Here is a 26,332-nt window from a genome sequence, read left to right as displayed (position 1 = left end):
TTACGACCCTGGGATGTCTATCGCTGTCGGCATGCCGGGCGTGGGCCAGCGCGAGTTCGACGATCGAGGTTTCCAGGAATGCGTGAATCACCGAGTTGCGGTAGAACGCCGCCGCGTGCTCGTGCTCGGGTGCGATGCGCCACACGGGTTCCCGTCCCCCGTCCACGCGGGTGACCGGGTGCCCGTTGGACAGCGCATCCACTGCCGCTCGCACACCTTCCGGGGTCCGCAGCCGCAACGAGCTGGTCGACAGCGGCGTGTGTTTGCGTTCCAGGTAGTCCAGGGATTCTTGCAGGGTGCGATGCAGCTGGCCGAGCGTCAACGCCACCCCGTGGGTGGCAAGCAGCAGCGCAGACACCAGCCCAGTCGCGTTCACCGGCGTCGCCTGCAGAATGCGCCACGCTACTTCGAACGACATCTTTTGCAGCGCAAGTCGTTTGGCAGCTTGATCCTGCGCTATCGGTCCGTTCGGCGGCCCGAGGTACGCGCGCATCGAAACCGCCTCCGGGAACCGGACGTAGATCTTGCCGTAGTTGCGCTCACCCTGGGCCTTGATGTAGTTGTACAGCCAACCCATTCCCTCCGGCCGTTTCTCCGCGCCGCGCGCGTAGGCGGCGTACTCGGCGATCTCATGCAGCTGGTCGAAGCTGATCGAGATCGGCTGCAGCAATATGTCTTCGCTGCGCCCTTCCAGATAGGCGTCGGCCACATAGCTCATCAGGCCCATTTTGGGCGGCAACATCTTGCCGGTTCGCGACCTGGTGCCCTCGATAGACCAGCTCAAGTTGAACCGTTTTTCGACGAGGTAGCCCACGTATTCCTTGAGTACGTACTTGTACAGCCTGTCGTCGCCGATGTTGCGTCGGATGAAGATGACGCCGGAACGGCGCAGCAGCGGGCCCATCAAGCCGAACGCCATGTTGATCCCGCCGAACACATGAGCCCTGGGCAACCCGTTTTCCTGCGGCGCCACCGTCAGCACCGCGCTGTCCAGGTTCGACCGGTGCGACCACAGCAGCACAGCGGGATGCGTCTGAAGTGCTGCGCGCATCGCCGCGACCTGATACTGGTCGTAGTCGATTTGTGGGTCGAACCCGCGAATCAGCAGCCTGCTCAGTCCGACGGCGACATCGACCGACACCCGGCTCCACCCGGTGGCCATCTCGTCGAGAATCTTGCCGGCCTCCTCCACTGTGGCGCCGGGAATCTTCTCCAGTCCTGCCCGAAAACGGGCCGATGCCAACATTTCTGGTTTCACCAGCCGCGGCGACTTGTACTCCGGGCCGAGCAACCGGTAGGCGACGCGTTCCATCGCCAGGATGGCGCGGCGGGTGACGAAATGGGCGAAGTCGCGCGGATTGTCACCGACGGTGGTGTCGCGCCATTGTTGGCGTAGTTCTGACACCTTGGCCGATTCGCCGGCCACTACTCGCGCCCGCCGGGGTCGCTGCGCAGGATACGCCGTTGCTGGCGTTCACTGGGATGGTACGGATCCCAACCGGGAATAAGCCCAGCCGCCCTACTCAGCGGCCCGCCCTCGGCCCGCGGTAGCCAGAACACCCGCACCGGCACGATCGACCGGTCCTCATCGACCTCGAGCTGCTCGACGAGCTGGGCCAGGGCGCCCGGCGGCGCATTGCGGGGCGGCAGGCGCAGCACGTCGATCTTGGTCTCGGGATGACGCTGGCGCTGACGGTCCAGCCAGTCGTTGAGCAGCTCGGCCTCGACCGATGAAGATACCGACGCCAATACCAACGTGTCGTCGGTCGTACTGAATGTGCCTGTGTCGGCAGCCGATGTCGTCACGGTCGTCCTTTCGGCCGAGCTGTCCGCGCGCGCGTCTCCGCATGATCCGGCTTGGCCGCGTGCTTCTTCGATGGTCTCGATTGTGCGGCTTTCTTGGCCGTCTTGGCGGCAGCTTTGCCCGCCTTGGTTTTGGCCGGTGCCGACTTTTTGCTATGGGTGTAGAGGGGTATCTCGGGTAGCTCGTCGACTGGCCAGCTGGCCAGCGTGTCCAGATACAGTTGGCGCACTTCGGCGATGCGCTCCGGCAGCGTGTCGAGCGTCCAGTGATCGACCGGAATCGGTGGAAACACTGCGACATCGACCGTGCCCGGGTTCATCGTGATGGAGTCGCGGGCGGCGATGATCTCCGCGTTGCGGATCACGATCGGCACGATCGGGATACCTGCTGCCATCGCGATGCGAAACGGCCCTTTCTTGAATGGCCCGACCTCGGTGGTGTCGACCCGGGTGCCCTCGGGGGCGATGACGATCGAGAGCCCGTTTCTCGCCCGTTCTTCGACCTGGTGCAACGTCTCCACGGCGGCGGTTGGGTCGTCGCGGTCGATGAAGACTGCGTCGAGCAATTTACCCAAGGTGCCGATGATCGGATCGCTTTCCAGTTCTTTCTTGCCTACCGCGGTCCAATTGTCACGCACCAGGGCGGCGACGATGACGGGGTCAATTTGGTTGCGGTGGTTGAAGATGAACACCGCCGGACGCTGTGCGGTCAGATTCTCGGCGCCGATAACGTTGAGATGCACACCGTTAGCCGCCAGCAGCAGTTGCGAGTAGGTGGAGGTGAAGAAATTCACGCCGCGGCGCCGGTTGCGCGTCAGCAGGCCCAGGCCCAACGCGACCGAAGCGACCGGAACCATCGAACCGACACCGATCAGCGTCCGCAGCTGTCCGACGAGACCTCCGCTGCCGCGGCTGGTGAACCGTAAGATCGGCCAGCCGCGGCGCCGCGCCACCGCGGCCATCTTGCCTTCGGGATTGGTCGGCCGGGGATTGCCCACCAGGTACATCAACGCGACGTCTTCGTCTCCGTCGGCATAGAAGTAACTTCGGCTCAAGTCGATGTTGTGCTCGGCGGCGAACTTCTGGACCGCCGCAGCCTTGCCCGGACCCCACAGGATCGGCCTGACGACATGCCCGGTGAGGATGCCGTTCTCATCGACCTCAAACTTGTTGGTGAGGGTGTTGGGGATTCCCAGGAATCGGGCCACCGGGTCGACCTGGATGGTCAGCGCGGAGGAACTGAGCACCACCGTGTGACCGCGCGCCATATGCGCGCGCACCAGCTCCCGCATTTCCGGGTAAATCCGGGACTCGATCTTTTGGGCGAATAACCGTTCGCCGATCTCCTCCATGTCGCTGAGTGGGCGCCCGCGAAGCACCCAAGCTGCCTTGGTGATGAGCTCTTCGAACTCGATGCGGCCGAGCCGATGGTTGAGCCCGGCCTGAATCATCGTGATCAGCTCCCCCACGCCCATCTCGCGGTGCCGGAACTGCTCCTGGGTGAGGATGACACCCGTGAAGCCCGCGACCAAGGTTCCGTCCAGGTCGAAGAACGCGCCGATGTCGGGACCCGGTGGGCTGGCAAGGATTTCGGCGACCGAACCGGGTAGCCGCAGGTCACGAGGCGACTTGTCGTCGTCAGCAGTCATGAGTCTGACACCGATCGAGATGGCGCGTCAGCGGGCCGGACGGAAAACGACGCAGGCACCGCGTGCGGTATCGGTTCGCCGCCCAGCGCCAGGATTTCATCGAAACCGTCCAGCAGGCACCGCGCGAACAACGCCTCATGCCTGACTGCGGCCCTGTCGTAGCGTACCGTAATCGTGCAGACTCCCGCGCGGGAAACCAACACCACCATCATCGCAACACCTGGCAGTGGGCCAATTCCGTACTGCCGCAGTATTTTTGCGCCAGCGATGTAGGTATCTCCTTGGTAAACAGGCACATTGCTGGCTTGCACGTCGGAGCCGATTACTGCCCCGGTAATCGTCTCCAGCAGTTGTGCCGGCAAGATGCTGAGCACGGGCGCAATGGAGCCGATAATGTCCATCGCCGGCTCCTCTCGGCGCTGCGTTATCTGCGCTCGAATCTTGCGCATGCGCTGCACCGGGTCGGCGGTACCGATTGGCGCGGCCAGGTTGACACCGGTGAATCGGTTGCCACCCGCGGGATCGGCCTCGGCGCGTAGGTTCACCGGCACCGCCATCGGCAGCGTGGCGATCGGGACGCCGAGTGCCTGGTGATAGCGCCCCAACGCTCCGCACAGGCCGGCGAGGTAGGCGTCGTTGATTGATCCGCCACCGGCCTTTGCCGCCCTGTGCAAGTCGGAAAGCTTGATGTCGAGGGCTTCCGTGCGGATGGCCAGGCTGCGCCGCCGCAACAATGGCGACGGCTCAGCGGCCCGGCTCATCACCCGCATACCCGAGCGCGCGTACTGTAGTGCGCCGGCGATCGCCGACGGCGGGTTAAGAACCGCTCGGCCGAGCACCGAGACCGCTCCCGACAGCGCGCCGCGAACCCCGCCGAAAATGGTGCCGGGCAGGTGGTTGAGGCCTTCCCGCATCAAGTCGTTGGCCGACAGATCCTGGGGAATCGGTTGCGGCGGTGGTGGCTCCGCAGGTGGGTCGCGCTCGGCGTCGTAAATCCGCGCGAACATCTCCACGCCTCCCACGCCGTCGGTGACCGCGTGGCTGAAGTGCAAAAGCATGGCGGCGCGGCCCTCGGCGAGCCCCTCGACAAGTGTTGCCGACCACAGTGGCCGCGCGATGTCCAGCGGCGACTGCAGAATTATCTCGGCCAGGTCAAACACTTGCCGCAATGTGCCGGGTTCGGGGATGCGCATCCGTCGCACATGGAAGTCCAAGTTGAAGTCGGGATCGACCACCCAGCGCGGCGCCGCGGTCGGTAGCGTGGGCACTACCACCTTCTGGCGCAGCCGCAGGACCCGGCGGGAGGCGTTTTCGAAACGTGCCCGGAACCGCTCCCAGTCCGGCGTGGCGTCGAGGATTTCGACAGCCATGATTCCGGACCGAGTCCGCGGGTTGGCTTCCCCGGTGCAGCAGATAGTCGACCGCTCCCAGCTCGGCCGGCAGTTCGGCCGAGTCGACGGAATCAGTCACCGTTGCCACCTCCGACGCGACCGCGCTGGCATCGCCACTCAAGCCTCCCGTGATACGCGACCTGTGCCAAGACAACGCTAGTCCGGTTGACGCGGTGGTGGCAGCTGATTGTGCGGATCCGCGCCGAGGAGCTCGTCGGCCAGTGGACAAGTCACGAAATGGCCTGCTAGACCAATAAATTGGACAGCTCGGTGTGCGATTCAGCTGGCCGGAGTTGCACGGTCAATCGAAGAAGCCACCTCCGAGTGAACGTGTCGGCAGTAGATCACGCCAAGAAAATCCGCGACTGCATCTGCAGCCAGGCGCGAGCGCACGGTGGCGACGGTGTCAAAAGCGTGGTGGGCGTTGACGAGCTCGGCATAGCACACCGTCGATGCGCGCGCTTCACGAAGAGTTGCGCAAAAGGCCCGGGCCTGTGTTCGTGGAATCAACGAATCGTTCTCGCCGTGCAGCACGAAAAACGGTGGAGCTGCGCTGTGAGCGTGCGAGATTGGCGACGCCGACGCGAATAATTCCGGGTCGTCGGCGTATCGGGTCTGCATCACGAAATGCTCGAGGAACGGCAGCATCAGTTCATGCATGTGCTCGGCTTTCGTGAAGTCGTAGACGCCGTAATACGGCACCGCGGCCTGCAGGGTCGTGTCGGCGTGTTCAAACCCGGGCTGAAATCGCGGATCGTTTGCGGTGAGCGCGGCCAACGCGGCCAGGTGGGCACCTGCAGAACCACCGGTGATCGCGATGAAACCCGGGTCTCCGCCGTAGTCGGCGATGTTGTCTCGCACCCACGCGATCGCCCTCTTCACATCGACGATATGTGCCGGCCACGCGCTGCAGGGGCTCTTACGGTAGTCGATGGACACACAGATCCAGCCGAGCTCGACCATGCGGCCCATCAGCGGGTACGCCTGCCCGCGTTTGCCGTTGATGGTCCACCCGCCACCGGGCACCTGCACCAGTACCGGGCGACGGTGTCCGTCTACCAGATCGGGATGGCGCCAGATGTCCAGCAGGTTGTCGCGACCATTCGGGCCATAGGCGATGTCCGACGTCTGCGCCGCATAGCGCCGACGATGCCCGACCGAATGCCACAGCCCATCGCGGCGCACAGCCCCGCGCTGATCGCCGACCGGATGGCATACCCGATCGCGGTACCGAGGTCCGAATGACTCCTCAAGTGCGGCAGTCAGGATCTGATCGGCCCGTTGGGCCGCCCACGCCGCGGCCACCCGCCCGACCGGCAGGGGCGTTATCCGGGACAACGCATGCCCGGTCAGCACCTGCGGGGAAAACTCCGCCGAAAGCCAGCCAGCAAACCAGCTAAGAGCAAAGGGCGACCCCCGCAGCAGCAGGGCACCAGTGCGGTAGGTACCGACCGCGTCTGCCGCCAGGTGCCGGCCCTGCTGCAATATCCGGGCGCCCGCCCGCGAGCACCGCGTGGTCACCTCCATAGCCATGCTCATCCAACGCCACTCCTTGACGCCGGGCGCATGCACCGCCGCCGGACCTGGCATGCGGCCAGCGGTAGCGTACATGTGCCGTGCGTCACACACTAGTGAATGGTTCTTGTGTCTCATGGCATTCGGCTCGGCGTTGCGCCGCTGACCCGGGCGCGTGCCCGCCGTTCGATAGACTGACCTGCGCATTGCCTCCGTAGCTCAGTTGGATAGAGCAAGGGCCTTCTAATCCCTAGGTCGCAGGTTCGATTCCTGCCGGGGGCACTATCTGACCAGCGCAGATAGACCGTCGCGCAAGATTCGTGCAACTAGGCTTCTTCGGTGTGGCTCACAAACAGATGGGAGCCACATGTCCATTGGGTCCTACCGCCAGTTGTGCCGGGCCGGTGACGGGTTGGAGGCGGTGGTGTCTATGTTCGATTGCCCGCCGGGTTGTGAGATGCCCGCCGCCGGTGAGGGTCGGCGATGCCGCCGGCCGGCCGGCTGGCGGGTGAACCTGCACGGCTGCGAGGCGGTGCTGATGTGCGGGCAGCACAAGGCCGCGTGGCTGCGGCAGACTCGGGCGCAGTTTTACACGGGCCCGGCGCGCTGCGCGCATTGCGGGTGCGTGTTCGACGACCTGGCCACCGCAGTACGGTTGGTGCGGCTATGAGCGCGGCCCGACACCGCCACCGGCATTTGGCGTTGGTGGTGCCCGCCGCCGGTTCCGGCGATGACGATGGCGAGCTGAGCGCATTGGAGCGCTGGGAGCTGTACATGCGCGGCGCGGGCCGCTCCAACCGCACGATCAACGAAACCCTGGGTGTGTTGCGCCGGTTGGAGAAATTCGCCGGGGTGGGCGTGGAGTCGGTGCGGCCCCTTGACATCGCCCGGTTCCTTGGCCGGCCCAATTTGAAGCCCAACAGCCGCGCCGCCTACTACGGCTACATTCACAGCTTCTACCGCTGGTTGGGGCAAAACGGCGGCACGAATGCCGCAGCGCAGCTACCACGCCCGAAGGCCTCCAAAGGCGTACCCCGGCCGATCACCGATGAGCAGTTGCAAAACCTGCTCGCGGTGCGCATGCATCACCGCACCCGTGTGATGATCCTGTTGGCGGCGTTCGCGGGCTTGCGGGTGCATGAAATCGCCAAAATACGCGGCGAGGACGTTGACCCCCAGGCGCGCACCCTGCGGGTGACCGGCAAGGGCAACGTGACCGCGATACTGCCGCTGCATCCGCTGCTGGTTGAGGCCGCCGAGACGATGCCCCGGCGCGGTTGGTGGTTTCCGGGCAACGCGCGCCGGCGCGGGCAGCCGATCCGGCCACGCGGCGTCGCCGACATCATCGGGCAGGCAATGGATCGCGCCGGCATTCCAGGCGGCACCGCACATAGGCTGCGTCACTGGTACGGAACCAAGCTGGTCAGCGACGGCACCGATCTGCGCACCGCGCAAACCCTGCTGCGGCACGCCAATTTGAACACCACCGCCATTTACACTCAGGTGTCGGATGCTCGGCGCACGGAAGCGATCAACCGGCTGGCCGCGGGCGGTGCGCGCGCCCAACACGACGATGGAGCCGCCGATGGGCCGCGATGACTACCGGCAGGCGACGCCCGCCGAGCTGGCCGAGGAACGCCGCCGCGCCGAGGAAGCCCGCGCCGGCGCGGCCAGCGGGATCACCGAAGCCGCCAAGTGCCTCGACGAGTGCCGCCATCTGCTGCGCGACGCTTTGACCCGCGCCCGCTGGGCCGAGGAACACCTATCCGGTGCCCGCGCGACGCGCGCGTTCGAGCTGGCCGGGAAAATCGCCGACACGATCACCTACGCCGACCGGCTACGGTTCGTCGTCGAAGGCGACCTTCGCGCTGAAGGTGACCTGCGCGCCGAACAAGCAGGTACGCGATGAGGGCAACCGTCACCCGTAAAGACCTGATCCGCTACGTGCTGGTCACACTGCCGTGGGACGGCCGCGACACGTGGAATGTCGGCCGCATCATCGACGACCTGCTGGCCGAATACCCCGGCCTGCTCGGCGAGCACGACCTGTCCGGCTACCCCGGCCCGGACCGGGTGATCCAGTACCTCGACGACCACATCGACCACGACACTTACCGGCGCATCGTGGAGCGGTGGGACTCAGCACCATGACGGGAATCCTCGGTCATCTTTTCGCCGTGCTGCTGCTCGTCGGAATCATCGCGCACTTCATCTGGTGGATCATCGGCCTGGCGGCCATCGTGCTGATGGCCTGGACGCTCAAACGGGCCTACCGCGACATGTGCGCCGCGCGCGATGCGCGGCGCCGGCAGCTCGCCGAGCTGGCCGCTCGCGCCGACCGCCAGCACGCCTGGGTGATGGCCGGAGACGACCGAGGGATCTACGGCGACTACCCGCCGGCATGCCTGAACCGGGAACCGACCACTTGGCGATATGTGGTCCCGTAACGACGGCCAGGTCGCGGCAGACTCGGCGCGCCGCTGGCGTGCTGCACACTAGTGGCGATGGTGGAGTTCTTCGCTTGCGCCCGCTGCGCCGCCTCGGCGGATCCGGTCAGTGACGGCAACTCGACTATCGCCATCGTGCGTCACCGACCCGGCTGCTCGGTGCTGGCCGGGGTGATACGCCGGCGCTGGCCGCTACGGCGGGACACCAGCCTGCCCGACACGCCAGCCCTACAGCCCTTCGCTGCGCGCGCCGACTGGAGCCGCTGGCAGAAAGTCGTCAGCGCCGCGCGCGACCGCGCGGCGCGCGCGCCGTTCGCGCAAGTCGGCCGGCCACCCACCAAGACTGCCTACCCGGCCACCGACGACGGCCGGGTAGCTCACGCGCGGTCATGATGACCGCACATGCCAGTGCCGGCGCGCCGAGGGTCACCAGAGAAGGGCTGTAATCCTGACTCCCTGTTGCGATTCGCTGGGTGTCGATCCGGACAGTCAGGCCAAGAAGCTTCGCAGCAGGTCATGGGCAACCACGGTCTTAAGCACCGTGGTTGCTGGCGACGGCCGGTCCCGTGAAATGCTGATGATTGATCGGCGCACGCTCACAATGTGGCTCGCCACGCTGGACGAGCGGCGTGTCGCGGAGGCCGCACGCGCGCGGTAATATCACTGGACCTGGGTGCGCGTTGTTTCGGTTTCTCCCGGCTGCCCAGATGTGGCCGATCGGCCACATCTGGGGATTCCGGGTCGGTGGGTGGCGACTCCAAGGCGATAGCCGCACTTTCCCCGCCGTCAAATGACCGCCAGGATGTGGCCGATCGGCCACATCCTGACTGAGCTTGTTTTCCGTGTTGCGCAAGGCTGCGCGACGACGTTGCTCCTCCGCTGCCGCTCGCGCTTTTTTGCGGCGGCCTTCCTCCTCGAGCAGTGGCAGCGCCTCGCACGCGATAGCCGCCCGCTGCACCGCCGTCAAATGACCGCCCAGATGTGGCAGATCTGCCACATCTACCGTTACCGTTTCGTTATTTACGCGGCGCTGCTCAGCTTCCCAGCGGTGCCGTTCGGCGACTGCTCGCGCTTTTTTGCGGCCGCGCTGATCTGCTCGGCTTCGCGACCGGCAACTACAACGGCCAACGTTGTGGTTGGTGCCAGCAACCACGGTCTTAAGCACCGTGGTTGCTGGCGACGGCCGCGACCGGCTGTCCGGCGATGGCGTCCTGGTCGGTCGGTTCAAGATCAGGTTCCAGATTGGTACACCTACCAGCAAACGTCTCGACCACTGTCGATTCAAGGCTTGTGCAGGTCACCCAAGTTGTCGATGCCAGCAACCTGGGACAACGCAAACTTGCGTACGCTCAGCTTCCCGCAGCGAGCTATCGGTCGGCGGTAGTGGCCGAATCGACCGCGACTATTCGACCAGCCGGTCATGCTCGTCCAGGACGAACGCGCCGCCGTGATGCTGGCCGCCCAACGCGAACTCGCGGTGAGGCAGGCCGGCGCGCATCAGCGCGGCCAGCAGTTGCGCCGAGGAAACCACGACCGGACGGCCGGCTTTCAGGTCGAGTTCGAAGTCGCAGGCCCGGCCGGGGATACGCCAGCGCTGCCACGAAGGTTCATGCCCCGCGATCAGCAGCTCGCGTAGGCCGGATGTGCTGCCGATTCGCCTCATGCGCCCGCGCCGCGCCAGCGCGTGTGAGCCGCGCGACGCGCCTGAGTGCTGCTGGTGCTGATCACGCGGATGTTGGCGTTCGACGATTCATCTGGCTCGATTCGCAGCCGGGCGAGTGATCGGTCCGCCGCCTGTCGCAACTGGCGCAGCTCGGAGATGAGCGGGTTGATGACCTCCTGGCCCTGTGACCCGCGCACCATCTTCGGTGCGCCGACCAGCTCGGCCTCAAGGGTTGCGGCCTGATCGACCAGCTTGGCCGCCGTCTCCAGCCAGTACCGCTCGACCGCGGTCAGAACCAGGCCCTCGGCGGTGGCTTCGGCAACGACTTCGCGCCACAGTTTGCGGCCCGCGGCAGCTAACCCGCGCGGTGGTCTTGGTGCCTGCATGCTCATCGTCCTCCCTGGTCAGGGTCTATGAGCCGGGGAACCCGGCGCTGCCGCGACAAGCTGGCAAAAACGGCGTTTCGCCGGGCCGCACGCACAAGCTGAGCTGCTAAGGCGCTTCGGTCTGTGCGGCGCGGCCGGGGGGTTACCCCCTGGGTGGGTGCGCCGAGCGGTCCGGACCCGACTGCCAGACCGCTCGGCGCGTGCCGCGCCCAGCAACTCGGGAAGCGCGGCGGCTCCGCTCCGGTCATGTCGTGGTGACGGCGACTGGCGTCGAGGGGCCGATCAGAAGTGTCAGGCCGGCGACCGTCACGACGCTGCCTTGGTTGCCGCCGTCGGCGGTTGCGGCGCGCATCGCGTCGAGGACTGTTGTTGCCTCGGCGGCCGTGAGTGTGATCGGTGCCTGGTTGCCGTAGCTGAGTGTCGGCATGCGGTTCCCTTCGTGCTCAGTTGCCTTGTGCCACAAGCTGATCGAGCTTGGCCTGCTCGGCGTTGAGTTCGGCTCGGCGCAAGCCTGCGACTGCGACGGCCTGCTCGTCGATGGCCGGGGTGCCTGCCTGCTCGGCCAACTCGCGGATGCTTGCCGGAGTGTCGGTCGCGGCCGGCTCGCCGTTCGCCGCTTGCTCGCGGGCCGTCGCGGCTGCCTCGTCGATCACTCGGGTTGCCTGGGCCTGTAGCTCGGCCAAATGCCGGTCGTGGGCGGCCTGTGCGCGTCCGGCGATCACGCCGTCGAGCCATGCGGTGAATGTCAGTCCGGCGTAGAGTCGCTGCACGCGCGGCGGCCGGGTGCGCGGCGCGCCGTTGTGCCGGTCCGGCAGCGGGTCGATGCCGTCGAGCCGGCCTGCGTGGGCGGCGGCGGCAGCGGCTTGGGCGTCACGGCGCTGTAGTTCGTCGAACGCGGCGACCGCTTCGGCCAGGTCGAGCCGGTCGGCGGCGGCCAGCTCATCGAGCTTCGCCATCGCCGCGTCGCGGCGCTCGCGGTAGCCGTCGAGCTGGGTGCCGTAAAAGCCCCGGTAGTAACGCAATTCGGTGGCGTCGCGCGCGGTCTGCTCGGCTTCGGCTATCGCCGCCGCGTGTTCGCGCAGCCTGGCGGCTTCGGCTTCGGCCTTTGCCAGTTGTGCCGCAATGTCTTGTGTCGAGGACGATTTCGTCACCTGGACCTCCCCTGGGCTAGCGGGCCGTCGGCGTCGCGTGGCAGGCTGCGAAGCTGCGCCGCTTTGGCCGTCAAGGATTCCGTGATGCGGCGGTGACGGGCCGTGACATCGCCGGCGAAGTCGCCGGGCGGGCGGACCCGCGCCGCAAGCGCAGCGAAGTCGACGCTGGAAAGACCCGCCAGGTATTCCTCCAGCGCCGCTCGCCACAGCTCGGACTCGGTTTCGGTGCTGCTCAACGCCGTTGCCTTTCTTCTGCGTATTCACCGACCACATCCGCCGAGAACAGCCAGCGGCCGCCGACGAGCTGGCCGTCGAGGTCGGCGGCCAGACGCCGCACATGCCGAGCGGACACACCGAGCGCTTGCGCGGCCTGTGTGGCTGTCAGCCATTGCTGCTGCAATTCTTGCTCGGCGCAACCGGATTCATGTCCCGAAGTGGACGCGGCTGCGGCGCGAACGGCGCGGTCAAGACGGTCGAAGTGCCCGCGCAACCAGCTCGGGATCGGCTGGCCAGATAAACGGCGGCGACGGACTACCTCGGCCACGCAGAAATACGCGGCGCGCAGGTCGGTCTCGTCGAGTGTCATTGCGCCCGCCGAGGTTTCCCGAGACCGCCCGCTGCGGCTTGCCGCCACGCGGCGGCTTGGCGCTGCCGGGTGATACGCCGAGCACGCGGTTGCCGGCGCGGCGGGTCGAGCCGAGCGGTCGCCGGGACGATGCGCGGGCGGGGAGGCTGGCCGGTCATGGCGTGCCCCGGTGCCATTCGCAGGCGTCGCCCGGCCGCGTGACCCGCATCCGGCACACGGTGCCGGACCGCGTGCGTCGCCCGCAGCGGTACCCGCGGCGCCGGTCGAGTGCCGCGATACGCTGCGCGTACTCGAACGGCAGCGGGCCGAGCTGTTCGTGGGCCACGTCGTCGCCGTAACCGCAGCAGCGGTTGTCACCGCCCAGCTCGTCGCGATCCACCAGCCACAGAACTGTGTCGCCGTCCGGTTTGACGCACGTGGCAAGCCAGTAGCCGGGCAAGCCCACGTCGCATAAACACGTCGAGCGCTCGTGGTCGATCAACGCGCCCATCAGCGCGCCTCCCGCTCGGCTGCGGCGGCCTTGCGTTCGCACCAGTAGCAGAGCCCGGTCTCAGGGTTGATGGGCGCGGGCCGCCCGCACGGGCAGAGGCGGCGTGCCGGCTTCCCGGCGTGGCCGTCTGGTTCGGCGGCGCTAGGCGTTGGCACCGTAGTCATCTCCTCTCGGTCGGCTGTCTGGTGGGTTCCGTTAAGACGCTCGGTAGTTTGCTGGACCCGCTCGGTGTCGTCGGTGGTGCGGTCGGTGGCATCACCCGCCCGAGTGGTGTCCGGCTCGGGCGGCTGGGTGTCATCCGAGCGCTCGTCACCAACTTTTCCGTTTGTATGCGTGACATCCGTGACAAGCGTGACATTTTCGGAAAACAGCTGCTCAGATGGTGTTTTCGATGTCACGCTTGTGTCACGGATGTCACGCTCATCCGTGCCGATGTCACGCTTGTCACGGATCGGATTTCTATCCGTGACGCGCTGACCTGCAATGTCACGCTTGTCACGGATGTCACGCTTGATAGCGTCGGGCAGCCAGCGTGACCACGCCTGCCCAAGCCCTGTTTGACCCTCGACCCGGTACCCTTTGGCGCGCGCATCGCCAATACGCACGGTCTCAGAGACGACGCCATAGCGTTTCAATTCCTTTGCTAGCCGGCGCTCGTTGAGCGGTTTACCGAACAGGTCGGACCATTCGGACTCGGCGTCGGATGTCAACGCGGTGAGGATGTCGGCAGTGAACATGCGCTCCCGGTTGCCGAACACGTCCTGGATGTCGCGGAGCAGCCGCGCACCAAGCGACAGTCGATCCTCGGGATTGGACTCGAAGTAAGAGCAGGCGGCGCGCGCACGCTCCGGCCAGTCGGCTCCGGCCACGTCGGCGACCGATAACAATGGCTCCCAAACCTCGGCACGCCGGTCGCGCACGCCAGGCGGCATGCCGGGCCGGGCCTGCGCCAGCGCGTCGAGTGCGGTCTCGACCCATGCTGCAATGCCCGCACGCAGCGGCCGCGCTTCGATTTCGACGTCCCTTTCACGCCAGTCGCTGAGGCGTTCGTCAGGTAACCGGCGGCGCATGTGCATGACGATTGCGCGGCTGGTGACCGTGCGGGGAATCTTGCCCTCCAAGCCGGCCAGCGCCGCTGGCGCAAACACGCGAAAATCACGCACGTCCATGTTTTTGGCGTCCCCGACGCAGCGGTCAACGACGGCACCACGTCGATAGCCGTTGTCGTAGATCGCTCGCAAGTCTTCGGCCTGCGTGCTCGCTCCCCGGCCAAATATCGCGTCGGCTTCGTCTTGCAAAACGGTCGGAGGATGGTCACCGGCAGCGTCGATGCGCCGATACAAAGCTGCTGGAGATGTCGAGACGATCAGCCGTGGCGCGTAGCACAGTTTTTCGAGCACTTCCAGTACCCGAGTTTTGCCACTACCCCATTCCGGGGACTCAAGCACAAGCCGCGGTGTCGTATAGAACGCTTCGATGGCCCACGTGTGCACTGCCCACAAACTAAGCGCGACAAGATGATGTTCGCTTGGGAGCGCCAGGAATCGAGCGGCGAACGATTCGATGTCGTCAAGCAGCTCCGCGCCGCTCTCCGGCTCGCCTTCGCCGTACCAGTCGTGCAGTTCGTCGGAGCGGTCCACGTCGCCGCGTGGCGCGTGCTTGCCGCTTGCGATGATTTGCCGTCCGCGTTCGACCAGCTCAGGGTCTAAGTGTGCGCTCATCAGGAAGCCTTTCGTGGGATTCGTGTACCGGTCGCCTCGGCGGCGCGGCGCTGGGTGATCTCGGCGGCGACGTGTCGCCAATCCGCTGCCGCTGAAACAGCTTTCGATGCTTCGGCCAGCTCGGCTTGCAGCGCGTCGATTCGCAAACACCAGTGGACGCCGGCTTCAGCGACGGCCAGCAGCTTGGCCGGGTCATCATCGGCCAGCGTGAGCCAGGCTGATGTGCCGGCCAGCGGGACCGGACCGCAATTCGCCTGGGCAACAAGGGACTCGACGTATTCGTAAACCGACCACCAACTCACCTGCCGGGAGTCAAAGCGTGTCGCGGTCATCGGCCGTCACCTGCCCTTGCACGGCAGACCGGGCCGCGATGTGCCGCGACACTGGCTGGATCGACCAGCCAGCGCCGACAGTCCAAACACTGAACGGCCAGCCGGAAGCCGAACCGGCGCGCGGCGGCCAGTAGCCGCTGCTCAGCGCGTTCGTCGGCGGCCGGCGCAGCATAGCCGTCCTGGCGGCGGCGTATACTGGTCACCGTTGTTGTGTGACCATGGAGGCCGGGCCTTGCCCGGCCTTCGCGGTTCATTGGGCGGCTCCGACCGGCTCGCGGCCGACGAAGGCGTCGAGGTCGGCGGCGTGGATCTTCAACAGCTTTGGACCGACACGATGGGCCTGGATGTGGCCGGCGGCGATCCAGCGCCGAAGAGTGCGAGGATGAACGCCGCAGTAGGCAGCGGCCTCTGGAATGCCGAGTAGACGCGGCGGCGACTGTCGTTTGTTGGGCATGGTTTGCCGTCCCTCCTCAGGGATCGGCTCGCCGCCCAATCAAAAAATCGCGAGCGTTCCGGGGCAGGCCCGATGACGTTGAATGCCAGCCTAACCGACAGGCCAACCTACTGTGACAATCTGTGGTCCTCGTCGGCGTGTCGCGGCGCGACGACGAGTCGCCGCTGCCGGCGTCGCCGCGCCGCGCGGATCACGGCCGCCGCGGCGATCACATGTTTGCCGCAGCGGCAGGCCAGCTCGATACCGTCCTGCCGTCCGCTAGCTAACGGAAGAACATGGGTGTAGTCGTCACGAATACTTTTGCCTTGCAACCCAATTGGCCGTATCGTTCCCGGCTCGACATTGGGAGTTTTCAGGCCGCGATAGACGGCCAACAGCGGAACGGGGCCGGTCGGCGCGCGGAACACCTCGGCCGCCAGGTCATTGCAGCGCGCGCAGTAGATTTCGAGGGCGCGCCACTTTCGCCGCGACGTCGGCTCTTTTCCGAGAAGGCGCAGGAACCGGACAAGCTCGCCCTGGAACGTCATCGCGGCTTGCCCGCAGCTAAAGCCGATAGTCTCTCGGCGATTTCGGCGTCGCGACCCTCGGCGACATGCTGATATCGCAGCGCCATCGCTGGGGTTGTGTGACCGAGGCGGTGCATGAGTTCGACTGTGGTGGCGCCACTTTGGGCGGCCAAAACAGCGCCGACGTGACGCAGGTCGTGCACGCGCAACCGGGGTTTGCCGATCCCGGCGCGGGCCTTCTCCCAATGGACCCGGTACTTGTCCGACCGCAGATGCCCACCATCGTCATCCGCGAACACGAGCGCATCGGGTTGCGCGCCAACATGTTTGCGTAGATGCGCCTTCAGGACCGGCCGGATGTGCGGCGGCACCACCACATCTCGTACCCCGGCGCGGGTCTTGGGCTCCCCAACATAGAAGCTGCCGCTGCGGTAGGTGACGGCGCGCCGAATGCGCAGCACCGAGCAATCCTCGGCGATGTCGTGCCGGCGTAGCTCGGAGGTCTCGCCCCACCTAAGACCGCACCACGCGGCCAACAACACCGACGCGCGAAGTGGTGCAGGCATTTTCGCCGCGAGCTTGTCCAACTCGGCGGGTGTGAGGATGTCGATGTCGCGGCGGCGTTTGGTTTGCATCGCGGCGCGGATACGGCAGGGGTTGGCGTCGAGCACTTCGTCCTGGACGGCGGTGACGCAGATGGCGTGCAGCAGCGCGTAGCAGTGCGCGTTGCGGGTCGAATGCTCGGTGCCGAGTCCGGCGTGCCAGGCCCGCACCGTCGCCGGGGTCAGCGCGGCCAGCTTGGCGTCGCCCAGCTCGGGCAGGATCAACCGATCAAGCATGCTCTCGTAGAGCTGGCGGGTGCGCGGGCGCAGGTTGCGCTGCTCGATCCACCGCTGGGCGTAGGCGCGCAGGGTGATGCCATCGGAGCGCTCCACCGATCCCCAGGTGCCCAGGTCGATCTTGCGGCGCTCGGCGGCCAGCCAGCCTTCGGCGTCGGTCCTCGAGCCGAACGTTCGAGATGCCTTGTGCACGCGACCGTCCGGGCCGGTGTAGGCGGCCTGCCAGCGGCCACTCGGCAGCCGGCGCAGCCGGCCGAACCCGCGGCGTGTTCTGCGCTGCTTGGCCACGGGCTCCCGATCCTCTCCGTGCAACATACGAGACAACAAGAATGTACCAACGTGTCCGGCAGTGTCCTATACTGTCAACCGGTGAAAGTGCTGTCTACGCAGCTAGCAGCACAGAAACCGCTGGTAGAGAAACTGGCCGCACCGACACGCCGAACAGGTTCGATTCCTGCCGGGGGCACCAGTGGGGCTGGTGAGGATTTTGTGGCGAAGTGCCGGCACTTACGGTGTGGTCGTCGGCGGTCAATCGCCACCGATTACCCTGACCTAGCCGCAGCGATGGTCGGGTCTAGTGGGCTTACCACTTCGACGCCGACACCACGAGCAAACACCTATTTCGCGGAGGAGCCAGATGGCCCGGTCGGATCTCGTTCTCTACAGGGTCGACAACCACGTTGCGCTCATCACCATCAACGACCCCGACCGGCGCAACGCCGTCAGCGATGCGATGTCGGCCCAGCTGCGTGCCGCGGTGCAGCGCGCCGAGGCTGACCAACAAGTGCACGCCGTCGTGGTGACCGGCGCCGGCAAAGCCTTCTGCGCGGGCGCCGACCTGGGTGCCTTGGGCGAGGCCGCCGAATCGGCGCTGCTGCGGCTCTATGACGGCTTCATGGCGGTCGGCAACTGCACGCTACCCACCATCGCCGCGGTCAACGGTGTGGCAGTCGGGGCGGGCCTGAACCTGGCGATGGCCGCCGACGTACGGATCGCCGGGCCCACCGCGGTGTTTGACGCGCGCTTTCAGAAGCTGGGACTCCATCCCGGCGGCGGCGCCACGTGGATGCTGCACCGGGCCGTCGGCCCGCAGGTCGCCCGCGCCGCCCTGCTATTCGGGATGTCGTTCGACGCCCACGCCGCGGTGGCGCACGGGCTGGCCCTTAGCGTCGCCGACGATCCGGTCGCGGCCGCCCTGGAATTGGCGGCGGGACCAGCAGCAGCACCACGCGAGATTGTGCTCGCCACCAAGGCCACCATGCGGGCCACCGCCAGCCCGGGGTCGATCGACACCGAGCAGCATGAGCTGGCCAAACGCGCCGAGCTGGGGCCGCAGGCTGCCTCGATCATGTCGCCGGAGTTCGCATTCCGGTTGGCGGCGGCGCGGCGGAAATAGCACTCGCAAACAGTCGATCTCGGTCGTATTGCCTTAGCCGCCGAGGCATTTTCGGACGTTGTCTCGGACTCGGTATGCGAGTTAGGTGTGGTCGCTACAGGTCGGCCAGCGCCGTTTCCGGCGACTCGATGAGTCGGCGGAGCTCACCTAGGAATCCCGCCACCGCCGCGCCGTCGGCGACGCGGTGGTCGAATGCACACGTCAATGTCATCTGCGGGCGCACGACGACGGCGTCGTCGACGGCCATGGGCCGGGGCCGCAGCGAACCCATGCCCAAGATCGCGGCCTCGGGATAATTGATCACCGGCACACCGTCGTCGAGGCCGAGGGCACCGAAGTTGGAGACGGTGAATGTCGAGCCCTGCAGCTCTGCGGGTTTGAGCGTGCCCGCGCGGGCCCGCTCGGTGAGGCTGGCCACGCATTCGGCAAGCTCACGGGTGGTCTTGTGCTGCGTGTCGGTGACCACCGGCACCAGCAGGCCGCGGGGGGCAGCGACCGCGAACCCTAGGTGTATGGCGTGATGGGTACGCACTTGCGGTCCGTCGGGCCCGTCCACCCAGGTGGAGTTGAGGATCTTGTGGTGGGTCAGCGCGATCACCACGAACCTCAAAGTGAGCACGAACGGTGTTAGCTGAAGCCGATCGCACAGCCGCTGCAGATTCGTACAGTCGACCTGCACGCTGGCATGCGCATCTGGAATTTCCTTGCGCGAGAAAGTCATTCGCCGCGCCATCTCCGCGTGCACGCCGCGTACCGGCATTACGTCGTAGGACACACCTGTACGGTCAGCACCGACGCCGGCGGCAGCCAGCACGGCCTCGCGGGTAATGATGCCGTCCGGCCCGGGCGGCACGTCATTCAGGTCGACGAGCAGTTCGGCGGCCAGTTTCCGCACCGCCGGTTTGGCTTTCGGACGTCCCGCGGTCGCTGTCCGCCGACTGGTGTCGAGGGTGTCATCGGCCCCGTATCCCACCAGTACCGGCCTGCGCGTGGATGATTCACCGTTCGACGGGGTTTCCGCCGCGTCAGACGCCATCTCGATGCGCACCAGCAGCGAGCCGACCGGAAGGACTTCACCTTCTGTGCCGTGAATTTCGACGATCCGGCCCGCGTACGGGCTTGGTATTTCGACTTCGGCCTTGGCCGTCTCCACCGTGCACAGCGGTTGGTTCAATTCGACGTCGTCGCCGACGGCCACGTTCCACGACGACAGCGTCACTTCCTCCAGCCCCTCACCGAGGTCGGGTACGACGAATGCCTTGACGGTCACGGCAACTCCAGGGCGCGTTGGACACAATCCAGCAATCGGTCCGGGCCCGGCAGCCACAACCTTTCCAACCGTGCCGGGGGATACGGAGTGTCGAATCCGCAGGCGCGCAACACCGGCGCCTCGAGCTCGTAGAACATCTCCTCTTGGATGCGAGCGGCCAGCCCGGCGCCGTAGCCGAGGCTGCGCGGACCTTCGTGTAGCACCACACACCGTCCGGTGCGGCGGATTGACGCGGCGACGGTGTCGAAGTCCAAGGGCACCAATGATCGCAGATCGACGATCTCCAAGCTCCAACCATGTTGCCGCTCAGCGGTTTCCGCAGCAGACAAGGCCGTGGCGACCAGTCCGCCATACGTCAGCACTGTGACATCGGCGCCGACCCGGCGCACGGCTGCCTGGCCTATCGGAGGCTCGGGTTGGCTGGTGTCGACCACACCGCGACCCCAGTAGCGCCGCTTCGGCTCTAAGAACATCACCGGGTCGCGGCAGGAAATGGCATGGCGCAACAGCCAGTAGGCATCCGCGGGTGTGGACGGCACCACCACCTTCAGCCCGGGGGTGTGCGCCCAATAGGACTCGGTGGACTCCGAATGGTGTTCGGCCGCACCGATTCCGCCGAACGACGGTATCCGCACGGTGACCGGCATGTCCACTTCGCCGCGGGTGCGGGTGTGATACTTCGCCAGATGGCTGACCACCTGATCGAACGCCGGGTAGGTGAACCCGTCGAACTGGATCTCCGGCACCGGCACGAAGCCGCGCAGCGCCAATCCCACGGAGATCCCGATCAGAGCCGACTCCGCCAAGGGCGTGTCGAAGCACCGGTCCGCGCCGAAGGTCTCTGCGAGTCCCTCGGTCACCCGGAAGACCCCGCCCTGAGCGGCGACGTCTAATCCGTAGACCAGGACCCGTTCGTCGGCGGCCATCGCGTCATGCAGCGCCCGGTTGAGCGCTTGCACCATGGTCAGCGGTTGCGCGGCGACCGGCAACGTTGCGGTGAGCCGTTCGGAGATCTGGGTCATCAGCCCTCCTTGGCCAGTTCCGCCCGCAGCTGTCGGCGTTGGGCTTCCAGCGCGGGTGTGATCTCGGCATACACCGTGGTGAACACCTCGTCGACGTCGAGGTCGGACGCCGAGAAGACGGCGTCGCGCAGTTCGGAACGCAGCCGCGCGCAGCGGGCCGACACCCGCTCGTCGAGGCGCTCAGACCACAGGCCCTGGCCTTGTAGATAGGCCCGGTAGCGCGGAATGGGATCCAATGCCAGCCAGTGCTCCAGCTCCTCCTGGCTGCGGTAGCGGGTCGGGTCGTCGGAGGTGCTGTGCGGCCCGAGCCGATAGGTAATCGCCTCGATCAGCGTCGGCCCCCCCGCCGGCTCTGGCCCGGGCGGCGGCCTCGGCCATCACCGCGTAGCACGCCAACACGTCGTTGCCGTCCACGCGGATTCCGGGCATCCCGTATCCGATCGCCTTGTGGGCGATGGACGGTGCCGCGGTCTGCCTACGCAGCGGCACCGAGATCGCCCACTGGTTGTTCTGCACGTAGAACACACAGGGCGCGGTGAAAACCGCGGCGAAGTTGAGAGCCTCGTGCACGTCGCCCTCGCTAGTGGCACCGTCACCACAGAACGCCACGGTCACCGAGTCCTCGCCGAGGCGCTGGGCGGCCATGGCCGCACCGACGGCGTGCAGCGTCTGGGTACCGACCGGGACCGACATCGGGGCGCAGCACTTGCTGGTGAACTCCAACCCGCCGTGCCAGGTTCCGCGCCAGGCCGCCGCCACGTGCCAGGGTGGAATACCGCGGACTAAAAAAGGCGCCCAATTCGCGGTATTGCGGAAACAGCCAGTCGGTTTTGCGCAGACAGGCCACCGCGCCGACCTGCGCCGCCTCCTGGCCGCGGCACGGTGTGAACAGCGCCAATTCACCTTGGCGCTGCAGGTTGACGAACTCGGTGTCCAGGTCACGGGTGACCACCATCATCTCGTAGAGCCAGCACAGTGTCTCGCTCGGCAGGTGACGGCTGTAGCGGTCGTCTGCGGTGGGTGTGCCGTCCGGATCAACGAGCTGCACCGGCTCGAGGTCGACAGTCATCGGCCTGTGAGAAAGCTCGGCCATACCGCCTCCAACCACGCCTGCGCGGGTGTGCGGCCGGTCAGAGCAAACGTGCTACGAACCGGTGTCAGCCGCCAGCTGCACGATGCGCTCGGCTCGCCGCAACACTGGCGCATCTACCATTATGCCTTCGAATGCGAAGACGCCGCGTTCATCGACGGCCGCGGCCAGCACGTGTCGCGCCCACTGAACCTGCTCGGCCGAGGGAGCATAGCCGGCTCGGATGACGGGCAGTTGGCTGGGATGGATGGCGACCTTGGCGTCGAAGCCGACGGCGACGGCGTCGTCGACCTCGGCTCGGAGCCCGTCGAGGTTCTTGATGTCCAGGTAAACCGCGTCGAGTGCGAGGCGGCCGTACGCCTTGGCCGCCAGCAAGGACTGGGAACGAACGTGGCGGGCCACTTCGCGATAGGTCCCATCCGGATAGCGATTGGTGGTGCCGCCGAGCACGGCGAACAGGTCCTCCGCGCCCCACATGACGGCGACGGCGTTGTCGGCGCGGACACTCTCGGTGACGTTAAGCGCCCCCAGCGGCGACTCGACCAACACCACGACCTCTAGTGGGGCCAGCGCGGTGACATGGTGGGCTTCTTCGCATTTGGGCAGCATCACAGTGTCGTAGCGCGTGCGCGTCAGGGCCTCGAGGTCGCGAGCTTGGTCGTCGGTGCCGAATGGGTTGACGCGTACCACGGTGCGGGCGGGATCGAGCTGAACGTCGACAAGCGCACCCCGAGCGTCTTCTCGATGGCCTGACGCTACTCCGTCTTCAAGGTCGAGGATGACGACATCGGCTGCTGCAGCGGCTTTTTCGAAGCGTTCGGGCCGATCAGCCGGACAGAACAGCCACGCCGGACCGGGGTTGTGCAAAACCATCAGTCTGCAGGCCTCATGCGTACCAGGGTTTGGCGCGTCGCGGTAGCCACGACGTCGCCGTGTTGGTTGCGTCCGGTGTGCGCGAAGGTCACGATACCCTCCCCAGGGCGGCTCTTGGATTCGCGTTTCTCGGTGACCACAGTCTCGGCGTAGAGCGTGTCGCCGTGAAACAACGGCTTGGGAAACGTGATTTCGGAAAACCCGAGGTTGGCCACAATCGTGCCCTGGGTCAGCTGTGCCACCGACAGGCCGACAAGTGTCGACAGCGTGAACATCGAGTTGACCAGCCGCTGGTGAAAAGGCGGCAGCGCGTCGGCAAACGCCGCATCGAGATGCAGCGCTTGGGTATTCATCGTCAGCGTCGTGAACAGCACATTGTCGGCCTCGGTGATCGTCCGGCCTGGACGGTGCAGATAGCGCACGCCGAGTTCGAACTCCTCGAACCACAGCCCGCGCTGAACAACAGCGCGCTCTTGGCTGCTCACCGTCTGATCGTTCGTCTCGTTCCCGTCATGCACTGCGTTCGTCCCGCTCACTCGACTTCACAGCCCCACCTCCCGCGCGATCAGCATCAACTGCACTTCGCTGGTGCCCTCGCCAATCTCCAGAATCTTGCTGTCCCGGTAATGGCGGGCCACCGGAAACTCGTTGACAAACCCGTAGCCGCCATGGATTTGCGTGGCGTCGCGGGCATTGTCCATTGCCGCCTCGCTGGCCACCAGCTTGGCGATCGCCGCCTGCTTCTTGAACGGCTTGCCGGCCAGCATCAGCGCGGCGGCGTCATAGTAGGCGGTGCGGGCGGTGTGGGCACGGGCCTCCATCCGCGCGATGGTGAACTCGATGTGCTGGTGCCGTGCGATGGGTCGGCCGAACGCTTCCCGTTGCCGCGCATACTTGACGCTTTCGTCCACGCAGCCCTGCGCGGCGCCGGTGGACAGTGCGGCGATCGCGATCCGGCCTTCGTCGAGGATCCGCAGGAAGTTGGCGTACCCGCGGCCGCGTTCGCCGAGCAGGTTCCGCTCCGGCACCCGGACATCGGTGAAGGTCAGCGGGTGGGTGTCCGAGGCCCGCCAGCCGACTTTGTCGTAGGCCGGTTCGACGGTGAGCCCGGGCGTGGGCACCGGCACGAGGATCGACGAGATCTCCTTTTTGCCGTCCAGCTCACCGGTAACGGCGGTGATCGTCACGAGTTTGGTGATGTCGGTGCCGGAGTTGGTGATGAACTGCTTGGACCCGTTGATGACCCAGTGCCCGTCGTCCAGACGGGCGGTGGTTCTGGTCGCGCCCGCGTCGCTGCCGCCGCCCGGTTCGGTCAGCCCGAACGCGCCCAGGGCACGACCACTGGTCAACTGCGGCAACCATTCCCGCTTCTGCGCCTCCGTGCCAAACCGGTAGACCGGCATCGCGCCCAGGGACACACCGGCTTCCAGCGTGATGGCCACGCTTTGGTCTACTTTGCCCAATTCCTCCAGCGCCAAGCACAGGGCGAAGTAGTCCCCGCCCATTCCGCCCCACTCCTCCGGGAACGGCAGGCCGAAGAGACCCATCTCGGCCATCCCGGCAACCACCTCGTAGGGAAAGGAATGCTCGGCGTCGTGACGGGCGGCGACCGGTGCAACTACGCTGTGCGCGAAGTCGCGCACGGTCTTAACCAGCTGCTGATATTCGTCGGGCAGCGTCTCGGTTGCGATGAAGTGTGTCATCGGTGCCACTCCCGCTCATCGCTTCGCTCTGCATCTTCGCCAGTACGCATCAAGTGGCCCTTAGCCTTTCGTGTTCGCGGTGATTCGGGCCAACGGTTGGCCCACCTTGACCTGATCGCCGACGCCAACAAGCAGCTGGACCACGCCGTCGACGGAGGCTGCCAGTGTGTGCTCCATTTTCATCGCCTCGACCGTGACGACCACGGTGCCCGCCGATACCTCCGCTCCGTCGTCGACCCCCACCGCGACGACGGTTCCGGGCATGGGGCTGGTCAACTCGGCGTCACCGCTGTGACCGTCGTCTGGACGCACCGCCGCCTCCCGCACCTCCTCGAACAGCACGGTTGTGCCGTTGCCGTGCAACCAGATCCGGTGATCCGCGGCGGCGACGATGTATTCGGTGCGCATGCCGTCCAGCGTCACAGCCAGTCGCCGGCCGTCCAGATGTGCCTGCAACGAGCGGGATTCCCCGTTCTCGACACGAGCCGCGGCGGCCGCCGGCGTTCCGGTGAGATGCACATGGTCGGTGCGGTCGCCGCCGCGCAGCCTCACACTGATCGGCGCGGGCGCCCCGATACGCCATCCAGACGGCACGTCCCACAGATCCCCGTCGGGCTTCTGCCACAACCGCAGCCACCGGTAGGTCGCCGCGGCGATGAACTGCTCGTCGGACGTCGGCGCGGTGGCGAAATCACCGACCCGACGATCCAGCAGCCCGGTGTCGAGGCGACCGGCGGCCACGTCGGCATCGGCCAGCAGGAACCGCGCGAATTCGACGTTGGTGACCACGCCGAGCACCGCGGTGTCCGCCAATGCCCGGTCCAGCGTCCGCAGTGCACCGGGCCGGTCAGCGGCGTGGGCGATGATTTTGGCCAGCATCGGATCGTACTCGCTGCCCACGGTCACGCCCGCCGAAAGCCCCGAATCCACCCGTATTCCGGGGCCTTCCGGCTCGACGAGCGCCAGCACGTCGCCGCCGGTGGGCAAGAACCCGTTCGCCGGGTCCTCGGCGTAGACCCGTGCTTCGATCGCGTGGCCGTGCAACGCGATGTCGGACTGGGTTGCGGTCAGCTTCTCCCCTGCGGCGATCCGGATCTGCCACTCCACCAGATCCCACCCCGTCACCATCTCGGTGACCGGGTGCTCGACCTGCAGGCGGGTGTTCATCTCCATGAAGAAGAACTCCTCCGGTCGGTCGGCGGAGACGATGAACTCCACCGTGCCGGCGCCGGTGTAGTCAACGCTGCGCGCGGTGTCGCAGCCGGCGGCGCCGATCCGTGCCCGGGTCGCGGCGTCCAGCAGCGGTGACGGCGCCTCCTCAATGACTTTCTGGTGTCGCCGCTGCAGGCTGCACTCGCGTTCGCCGAGGTGGATCACGTTGCCGTAGCTGTCGGCCAATACCTGGACCTCAATGTGCCTGGGGCGCAGCACGAACCGTTCCAAGAACAGGGTGTCGTCGCCGAACGCGGCGGCCGATTCCCGCCGGGCACCGGCCAGCGCCGCGGGCAAGTCGGCGGCCCGCTCGACCAGGCGCATGCCCTTGCCGCCGCCGCCCGCTGACGGCTTGACCAACACCGGGTAGCCGATCTGGTCGGCGGCGGCGATGAGTTCGGCATCGGTGAGCCCCGGCCGCGCTATGCCGGGAACCACCGGTACACCGAACGCCGACACCGTGGACTTGGCGGCGATCTTGTCGCCCATGGTCTGCAGCGCGGCGACCGGCGGCCCGATGAACGTCACACCAGCAGCTCCCAGCGCCGTGGCGAAACCGGCGTTCTCGGAAAGAAATCCGTATCCGGGATGGACGGCCTGAGCTTCGGTGCGGATCGCCGCATCCACGACAGCTGTGATGTTGAGGTAGCTGTCCCGGGCTGGCGCGGGGCCGATCCGCACCGCGACGTCGGCCTCGGCGACGTGACGCGCGTCGGCGTCCGCGTCACTGTAGACGGCCACCGATCGGATCCCCATCGCCTTGAGTGTGCGGATCACCCGAACCGCGATCTCACCGCGGTTGGCGACCAGAACCGTATCGAATACCATGAGGC

28 protein-coding genes, 1 tRNA gene and 4 pseudogenes are annotated in these 26,332 nt (G+C 66.5%); 9 read left to right on the top strand and 24 right to left on the bottom strand.

What is annotated here, in order from left to right; genetic code table 11:
- Nucleotides 1-16: 16 nt before the first annotated feature.
- The 4 genes and pseudogenes from MHEC_RS08480 to lipQ form a co-directional block, all read right to left on the bottom strand.
- Nucleotides 17-1,806, bottom strand: a pseudogene (locus MHEC_RS08480) (glycerol-3-phosphate 1-O-acyltransferase); the annotation flags it as partial.
- Entirely contained in the window at nt 1,803-3,452 is a 1,650-nt protein-coding gene (locus MHEC_RS08475) for an HAD-IB family hydrolase/lysophospholipid acyltransferase family protein (RefSeq protein ID WP_048893043.1), read from the bottom strand. The gene MHEC_RS08475 and the pseudogene MHEC_RS08480, both read right to left, overlap by 4 nt.
- Nucleotides 3,449-4,922 (bottom strand): annotated as a pseudogene (locus tag MHEC_RS08470) (wax ester/triacylglycerol synthase family O-acyltransferase). Before MHEC_RS08470 ends, MHEC_RS08475 begins: the two are co-directional and overlap by 4 nt.
- Before the next feature lie 200 nt (nt 4,923-5,122).
- Nucleotides 5,123-6,382 carry an esterase LipQ gene (gene lipQ, locus MHEC_RS08465; RefSeq protein ID WP_048893044.1) on the bottom strand — a complete coding sequence of 420 codons (1,260 nt, stop codon included), beginning with the start codon at nt 6,380-6,382 and terminating at the stop codon, nt 5,123-5,125.
- A gap of 184 nt (nt 6,383-6,566) precedes the next feature.
- Here lipQ and MHEC_RS08460 point away from each other — a divergent pair.
- The 8 genes and pseudogenes from MHEC_RS08460 to MHEC_RS08425 all read left to right on the top strand — a co-directional run.
- A tRNA-Arg gene (locus tag MHEC_RS08460) sits at nt 6,567-6,640 on the top strand.
- A gap of 85 nt (nt 6,641-6,725) precedes the next feature.
- Complete coding sequence (locus MHEC_RS08455; RefSeq protein WP_099868843.1) at nt 6,726-7,028, top strand: hypothetical protein; 303 nt, start codon at nt 6,726-6,728, stop codon at nt 7,026-7,028.
- Nucleotides 7,025-7,957, top strand: coding sequence for a tyrosine-type recombinase/integrase (locus tag MHEC_RS08450; protein WP_236591481.1), 933 nt, complete (start codon nt 7,025-7,027; stop codon nt 7,955-7,957). Before MHEC_RS08455 ends, MHEC_RS08450 begins: the two co-directional genes overlap by 4 nt.
- Nucleotides 7,944-8,267, top strand: coding sequence for a hypothetical protein (locus MHEC_RS08445; protein ID WP_201399498.1), 324 nt, complete (start codon nt 7,944-7,946; stop codon nt 8,265-8,267). Before MHEC_RS08450 ends, MHEC_RS08445 begins: the two co-directional genes overlap by 14 nt.
- Complete coding sequence (locus MHEC_RS08440; protein ID WP_048893858.1) at nt 8,264-8,509, top strand: hypothetical protein; 246 nt, start codon at nt 8,264-8,266, stop codon at nt 8,507-8,509. The genes MHEC_RS08445 and MHEC_RS08440 overlap by 4 nt, the downstream gene beginning before the upstream one ends.
- Entirely contained in the window at nt 8,491-8,805 is a 315-nt protein-coding gene (locus tag MHEC_RS08435; RefSeq protein ID WP_048893859.1) for a hypothetical protein, read from the top strand. The genes MHEC_RS08440 and MHEC_RS08435 overlap by 19 nt, the downstream gene beginning before the upstream one ends.
- A gap of 57 nt (nt 8,806-8,862) precedes the next feature.
- Entirely contained in the window at nt 8,863-9,198 is a 336-nt protein-coding gene (locus MHEC_RS08430; protein ID WP_142358630.1) for a hypothetical protein, read from the top strand.
- A gap of 49 nt (nt 9,199-9,247) precedes the next feature.
- Nucleotides 9,248-9,463 (top strand): annotated as a pseudogene (locus tag MHEC_RS08425) (phage antirepressor N-terminal domain-containing protein); the annotation flags it as partial.
- Between the two features lie 744 nt (nt 9,464-10,207).
- Here the strand turns inward: MHEC_RS08425 and MHEC_RS08420 are convergent.
- The 13 genes from MHEC_RS08420 to MHEC_RS08360 form a co-directional block, all read right to left on the bottom strand.
- Nucleotides 10,208-10,468 (bottom strand): hypothetical protein, encoded by a 261-nt coding sequence (locus MHEC_RS08420; RefSeq protein WP_099868850.1) that lies wholly within the window; start codon nt 10,466-10,468, stop codon nt 10,208-10,210.
- Nucleotides 10,465-10,860 (bottom strand): P27 family phage terminase small subunit, encoded by a 396-nt coding sequence (locus MHEC_RS08415; RefSeq protein WP_142358631.1) that lies wholly within the window; start codon nt 10,858-10,860, stop codon nt 10,465-10,467. Before MHEC_RS08415 ends, MHEC_RS08420 begins: the two co-directional genes overlap by 4 nt.
- A 238-nt stretch (nt 10,861-11,098) precedes the next feature.
- Entirely contained in the window at nt 11,099-11,281 is a 183-nt protein-coding gene (locus MHEC_RS08410; protein ID WP_048893906.1) for a hypothetical protein, read from the bottom strand.
- A gap of 16 nt (nt 11,282-11,297) precedes the next feature.
- Nucleotides 11,298-12,005, bottom strand: a complete 708-nt coding sequence (locus MHEC_RS08405) for a hypothetical protein (RefSeq protein WP_201399497.1) — start codon at nt 12,003-12,005, stop codon at nt 11,298-11,300.
- Nucleotides 12,002-12,241: a hypothetical protein gene (locus tag MHEC_RS08400; protein ID WP_201399496.1), complete on the bottom strand. Its 240-nt coding sequence runs from the start codon at nt 12,239-12,241 to the stop codon at nt 12,002-12,004. The genes MHEC_RS08405 and MHEC_RS08400 overlap by 4 nt, the downstream gene beginning before the upstream one ends.
- Nucleotides 12,238-12,591: a helix-turn-helix domain-containing protein gene (locus tag MHEC_RS08395; RefSeq protein WP_071700080.1), complete on the bottom strand. Its 354-nt coding sequence runs from the start codon at nt 12,589-12,591 to the stop codon at nt 12,238-12,240. Before MHEC_RS08395 ends, MHEC_RS08400 begins: the two co-directional genes overlap by 4 nt.
- A 154-nt stretch (nt 12,592-12,745) precedes the next feature.
- Nucleotides 12,746-13,081: a hypothetical protein gene (locus tag MHEC_RS08390; protein WP_048892781.1), complete on the bottom strand. Its 336-nt coding sequence runs from the start codon at nt 13,079-13,081 to the stop codon at nt 12,746-12,748.
- Nucleotides 13,081-14,802: a DUF3631 domain-containing protein gene (locus tag MHEC_RS08385; RefSeq protein WP_053094035.1), complete on the bottom strand. Its 1,722-nt coding sequence runs from the start codon at nt 14,800-14,802 to the stop codon at nt 13,081-13,083. Before MHEC_RS08385 ends, MHEC_RS08390 begins: the two co-directional genes overlap by 1 nt.
- Nucleotides 14,802-15,134 (bottom strand): DUF2742 domain-containing protein, encoded by a 333-nt coding sequence (locus tag MHEC_RS08380; RefSeq protein WP_235434934.1) that lies wholly within the window; start codon nt 15,132-15,134, stop codon nt 14,802-14,804. Before MHEC_RS08380 ends, MHEC_RS08385 begins: the two co-directional genes overlap by 1 nt.
- Nucleotides 15,131-15,337, bottom strand: coding sequence for a DUF6011 domain-containing protein (locus MHEC_RS08375; RefSeq protein ID WP_142358632.1), 207 nt, complete (start codon nt 15,335-15,337; stop codon nt 15,131-15,133). Before MHEC_RS08375 ends, MHEC_RS08380 begins: the two co-directional genes overlap by 4 nt.
- A gap of 47 nt (nt 15,338-15,384) precedes the next feature.
- Nucleotides 15,385-15,588, bottom strand: coding sequence for a helix-turn-helix domain-containing protein (locus MHEC_RS08370; protein ID WP_048892778.1), 204 nt, complete (start codon nt 15,586-15,588; stop codon nt 15,385-15,387).
- 107 nt (nt 15,589-15,695) lie between these two features.
- Complete coding sequence (locus tag MHEC_RS08365) at nt 15,696-16,115, bottom strand: hypothetical protein (protein ID WP_048892777.1); 420 nt, start codon at nt 16,113-16,115, stop codon at nt 15,696-15,698.
- Nucleotides 16,112-17,248: a tyrosine-type recombinase/integrase gene (locus tag MHEC_RS08360; RefSeq protein ID WP_048892776.1), complete on the bottom strand. Its 1,137-nt coding sequence runs from the start codon at nt 17,246-17,248 to the stop codon at nt 16,112-16,114. Before MHEC_RS08360 ends, MHEC_RS08365 begins: the two co-directional genes overlap by 4 nt.
- A gap of 322 nt (nt 17,249-17,570) precedes the next feature.
- Between MHEC_RS08360 and MHEC_RS08355 the strand changes: the two genes are divergently transcribed.
- Nucleotides 17,571-18,329: an enoyl-CoA hydratase gene (locus MHEC_RS08355; RefSeq protein WP_048892775.1), complete on the top strand. Its 759-nt coding sequence runs from the start codon at nt 17,571-17,573 to the stop codon at nt 18,327-18,329.
- 94 nt (nt 18,330-18,423) lie between these two features.
- Here the strand turns inward: MHEC_RS08355 and MHEC_RS08350 are convergent, their stop codons facing one another.
- From MHEC_RS08350 to MHEC_RS08320, 7 genes and pseudogenes are all read right to left on the bottom strand, one after another.
- Nucleotides 18,424-19,599, bottom strand: coding sequence for a dihydrolipoamide acetyltransferase family protein (locus MHEC_RS08350; RefSeq protein WP_048892774.1), 1,176 nt, complete (start codon nt 19,597-19,599; stop codon nt 18,424-18,426).
- Nucleotides 19,596-20,621, bottom strand: a complete 1,026-nt coding sequence (gene bkdB, locus MHEC_RS08345; RefSeq protein ID WP_048892773.1) for a 3-methyl-2-oxobutanoate dehydrogenase subunit beta — start codon at nt 20,619-20,621, stop codon at nt 19,596-19,598. The genes MHEC_RS08350 and bkdB overlap by 4 nt, the downstream gene beginning before the upstream one ends.
- Nucleotides 20,621-21,714: pseudogene (gene pdhA, locus MHEC_RS08340) on the bottom strand (pyruvate dehydrogenase (acetyl-transferring) E1 component subunit alpha). The gene bkdB and the pseudogene pdhA overlap by 1 nt, the downstream one beginning before the upstream one ends.
- Nucleotides 21,715-21,765: 51 nt before the next feature.
- On the bottom strand, nt 21,766-22,584 hold the full coding sequence (locus tag MHEC_RS08335) for an HpcH/HpaI aldolase/citrate lyase family protein (protein WP_201399495.1): 819 nt from the start codon (nt 22,582-22,584) through the stop codon (nt 21,766-21,768).
- Nucleotides 22,584-23,069 (bottom strand): MaoC family dehydratase, encoded by a 486-nt coding sequence (locus tag MHEC_RS08330; protein WP_048892788.1) that lies wholly within the window; start codon nt 23,067-23,069, stop codon nt 22,584-22,586. The genes MHEC_RS08335 and MHEC_RS08330 overlap by 1 nt, the downstream gene beginning before the upstream one ends.
- Before the next feature lie 57 nt (nt 23,070-23,126).
- Nucleotides 23,127-24,287 carry an acyl-CoA dehydrogenase family protein gene (locus tag MHEC_RS08325; protein WP_048892770.1) on the bottom strand — a complete coding sequence of 387 codons (1,161 nt, stop codon included), beginning with the start codon at nt 24,285-24,287 and terminating at the stop codon, nt 23,127-23,129.
- A 60-nt stretch (nt 24,288-24,347) separates the two neighbouring features.
- The gene (locus tag MHEC_RS08320; protein WP_048892787.1) at nt 24,348-26,327 is read right to left on the bottom strand and encodes an acetyl/propionyl/methylcrotonyl-CoA carboxylase subunit alpha; all 1,980 of its coding nucleotides are present in this window, start codon (nt 26,325-26,327) and stop codon (nt 24,348-24,350) included.
- Between the last annotated feature and the right edge of the window lie 5 nt (nt 26,328-26,332).

The organism is Mycobacterium heckeshornense, assembly GCF_016592155.1.
GTDB classification, from domain to species: domain Bacteria; phylum Actinomycetota; class Actinomycetes; order Mycobacteriales; family Mycobacteriaceae; genus Mycobacterium; species Mycobacterium heckeshornense.
The sequence above is the reverse complement of the archived record's forward strand: the minus strand, read 5'-3'. Positions and strand labels throughout refer to the sequence as shown.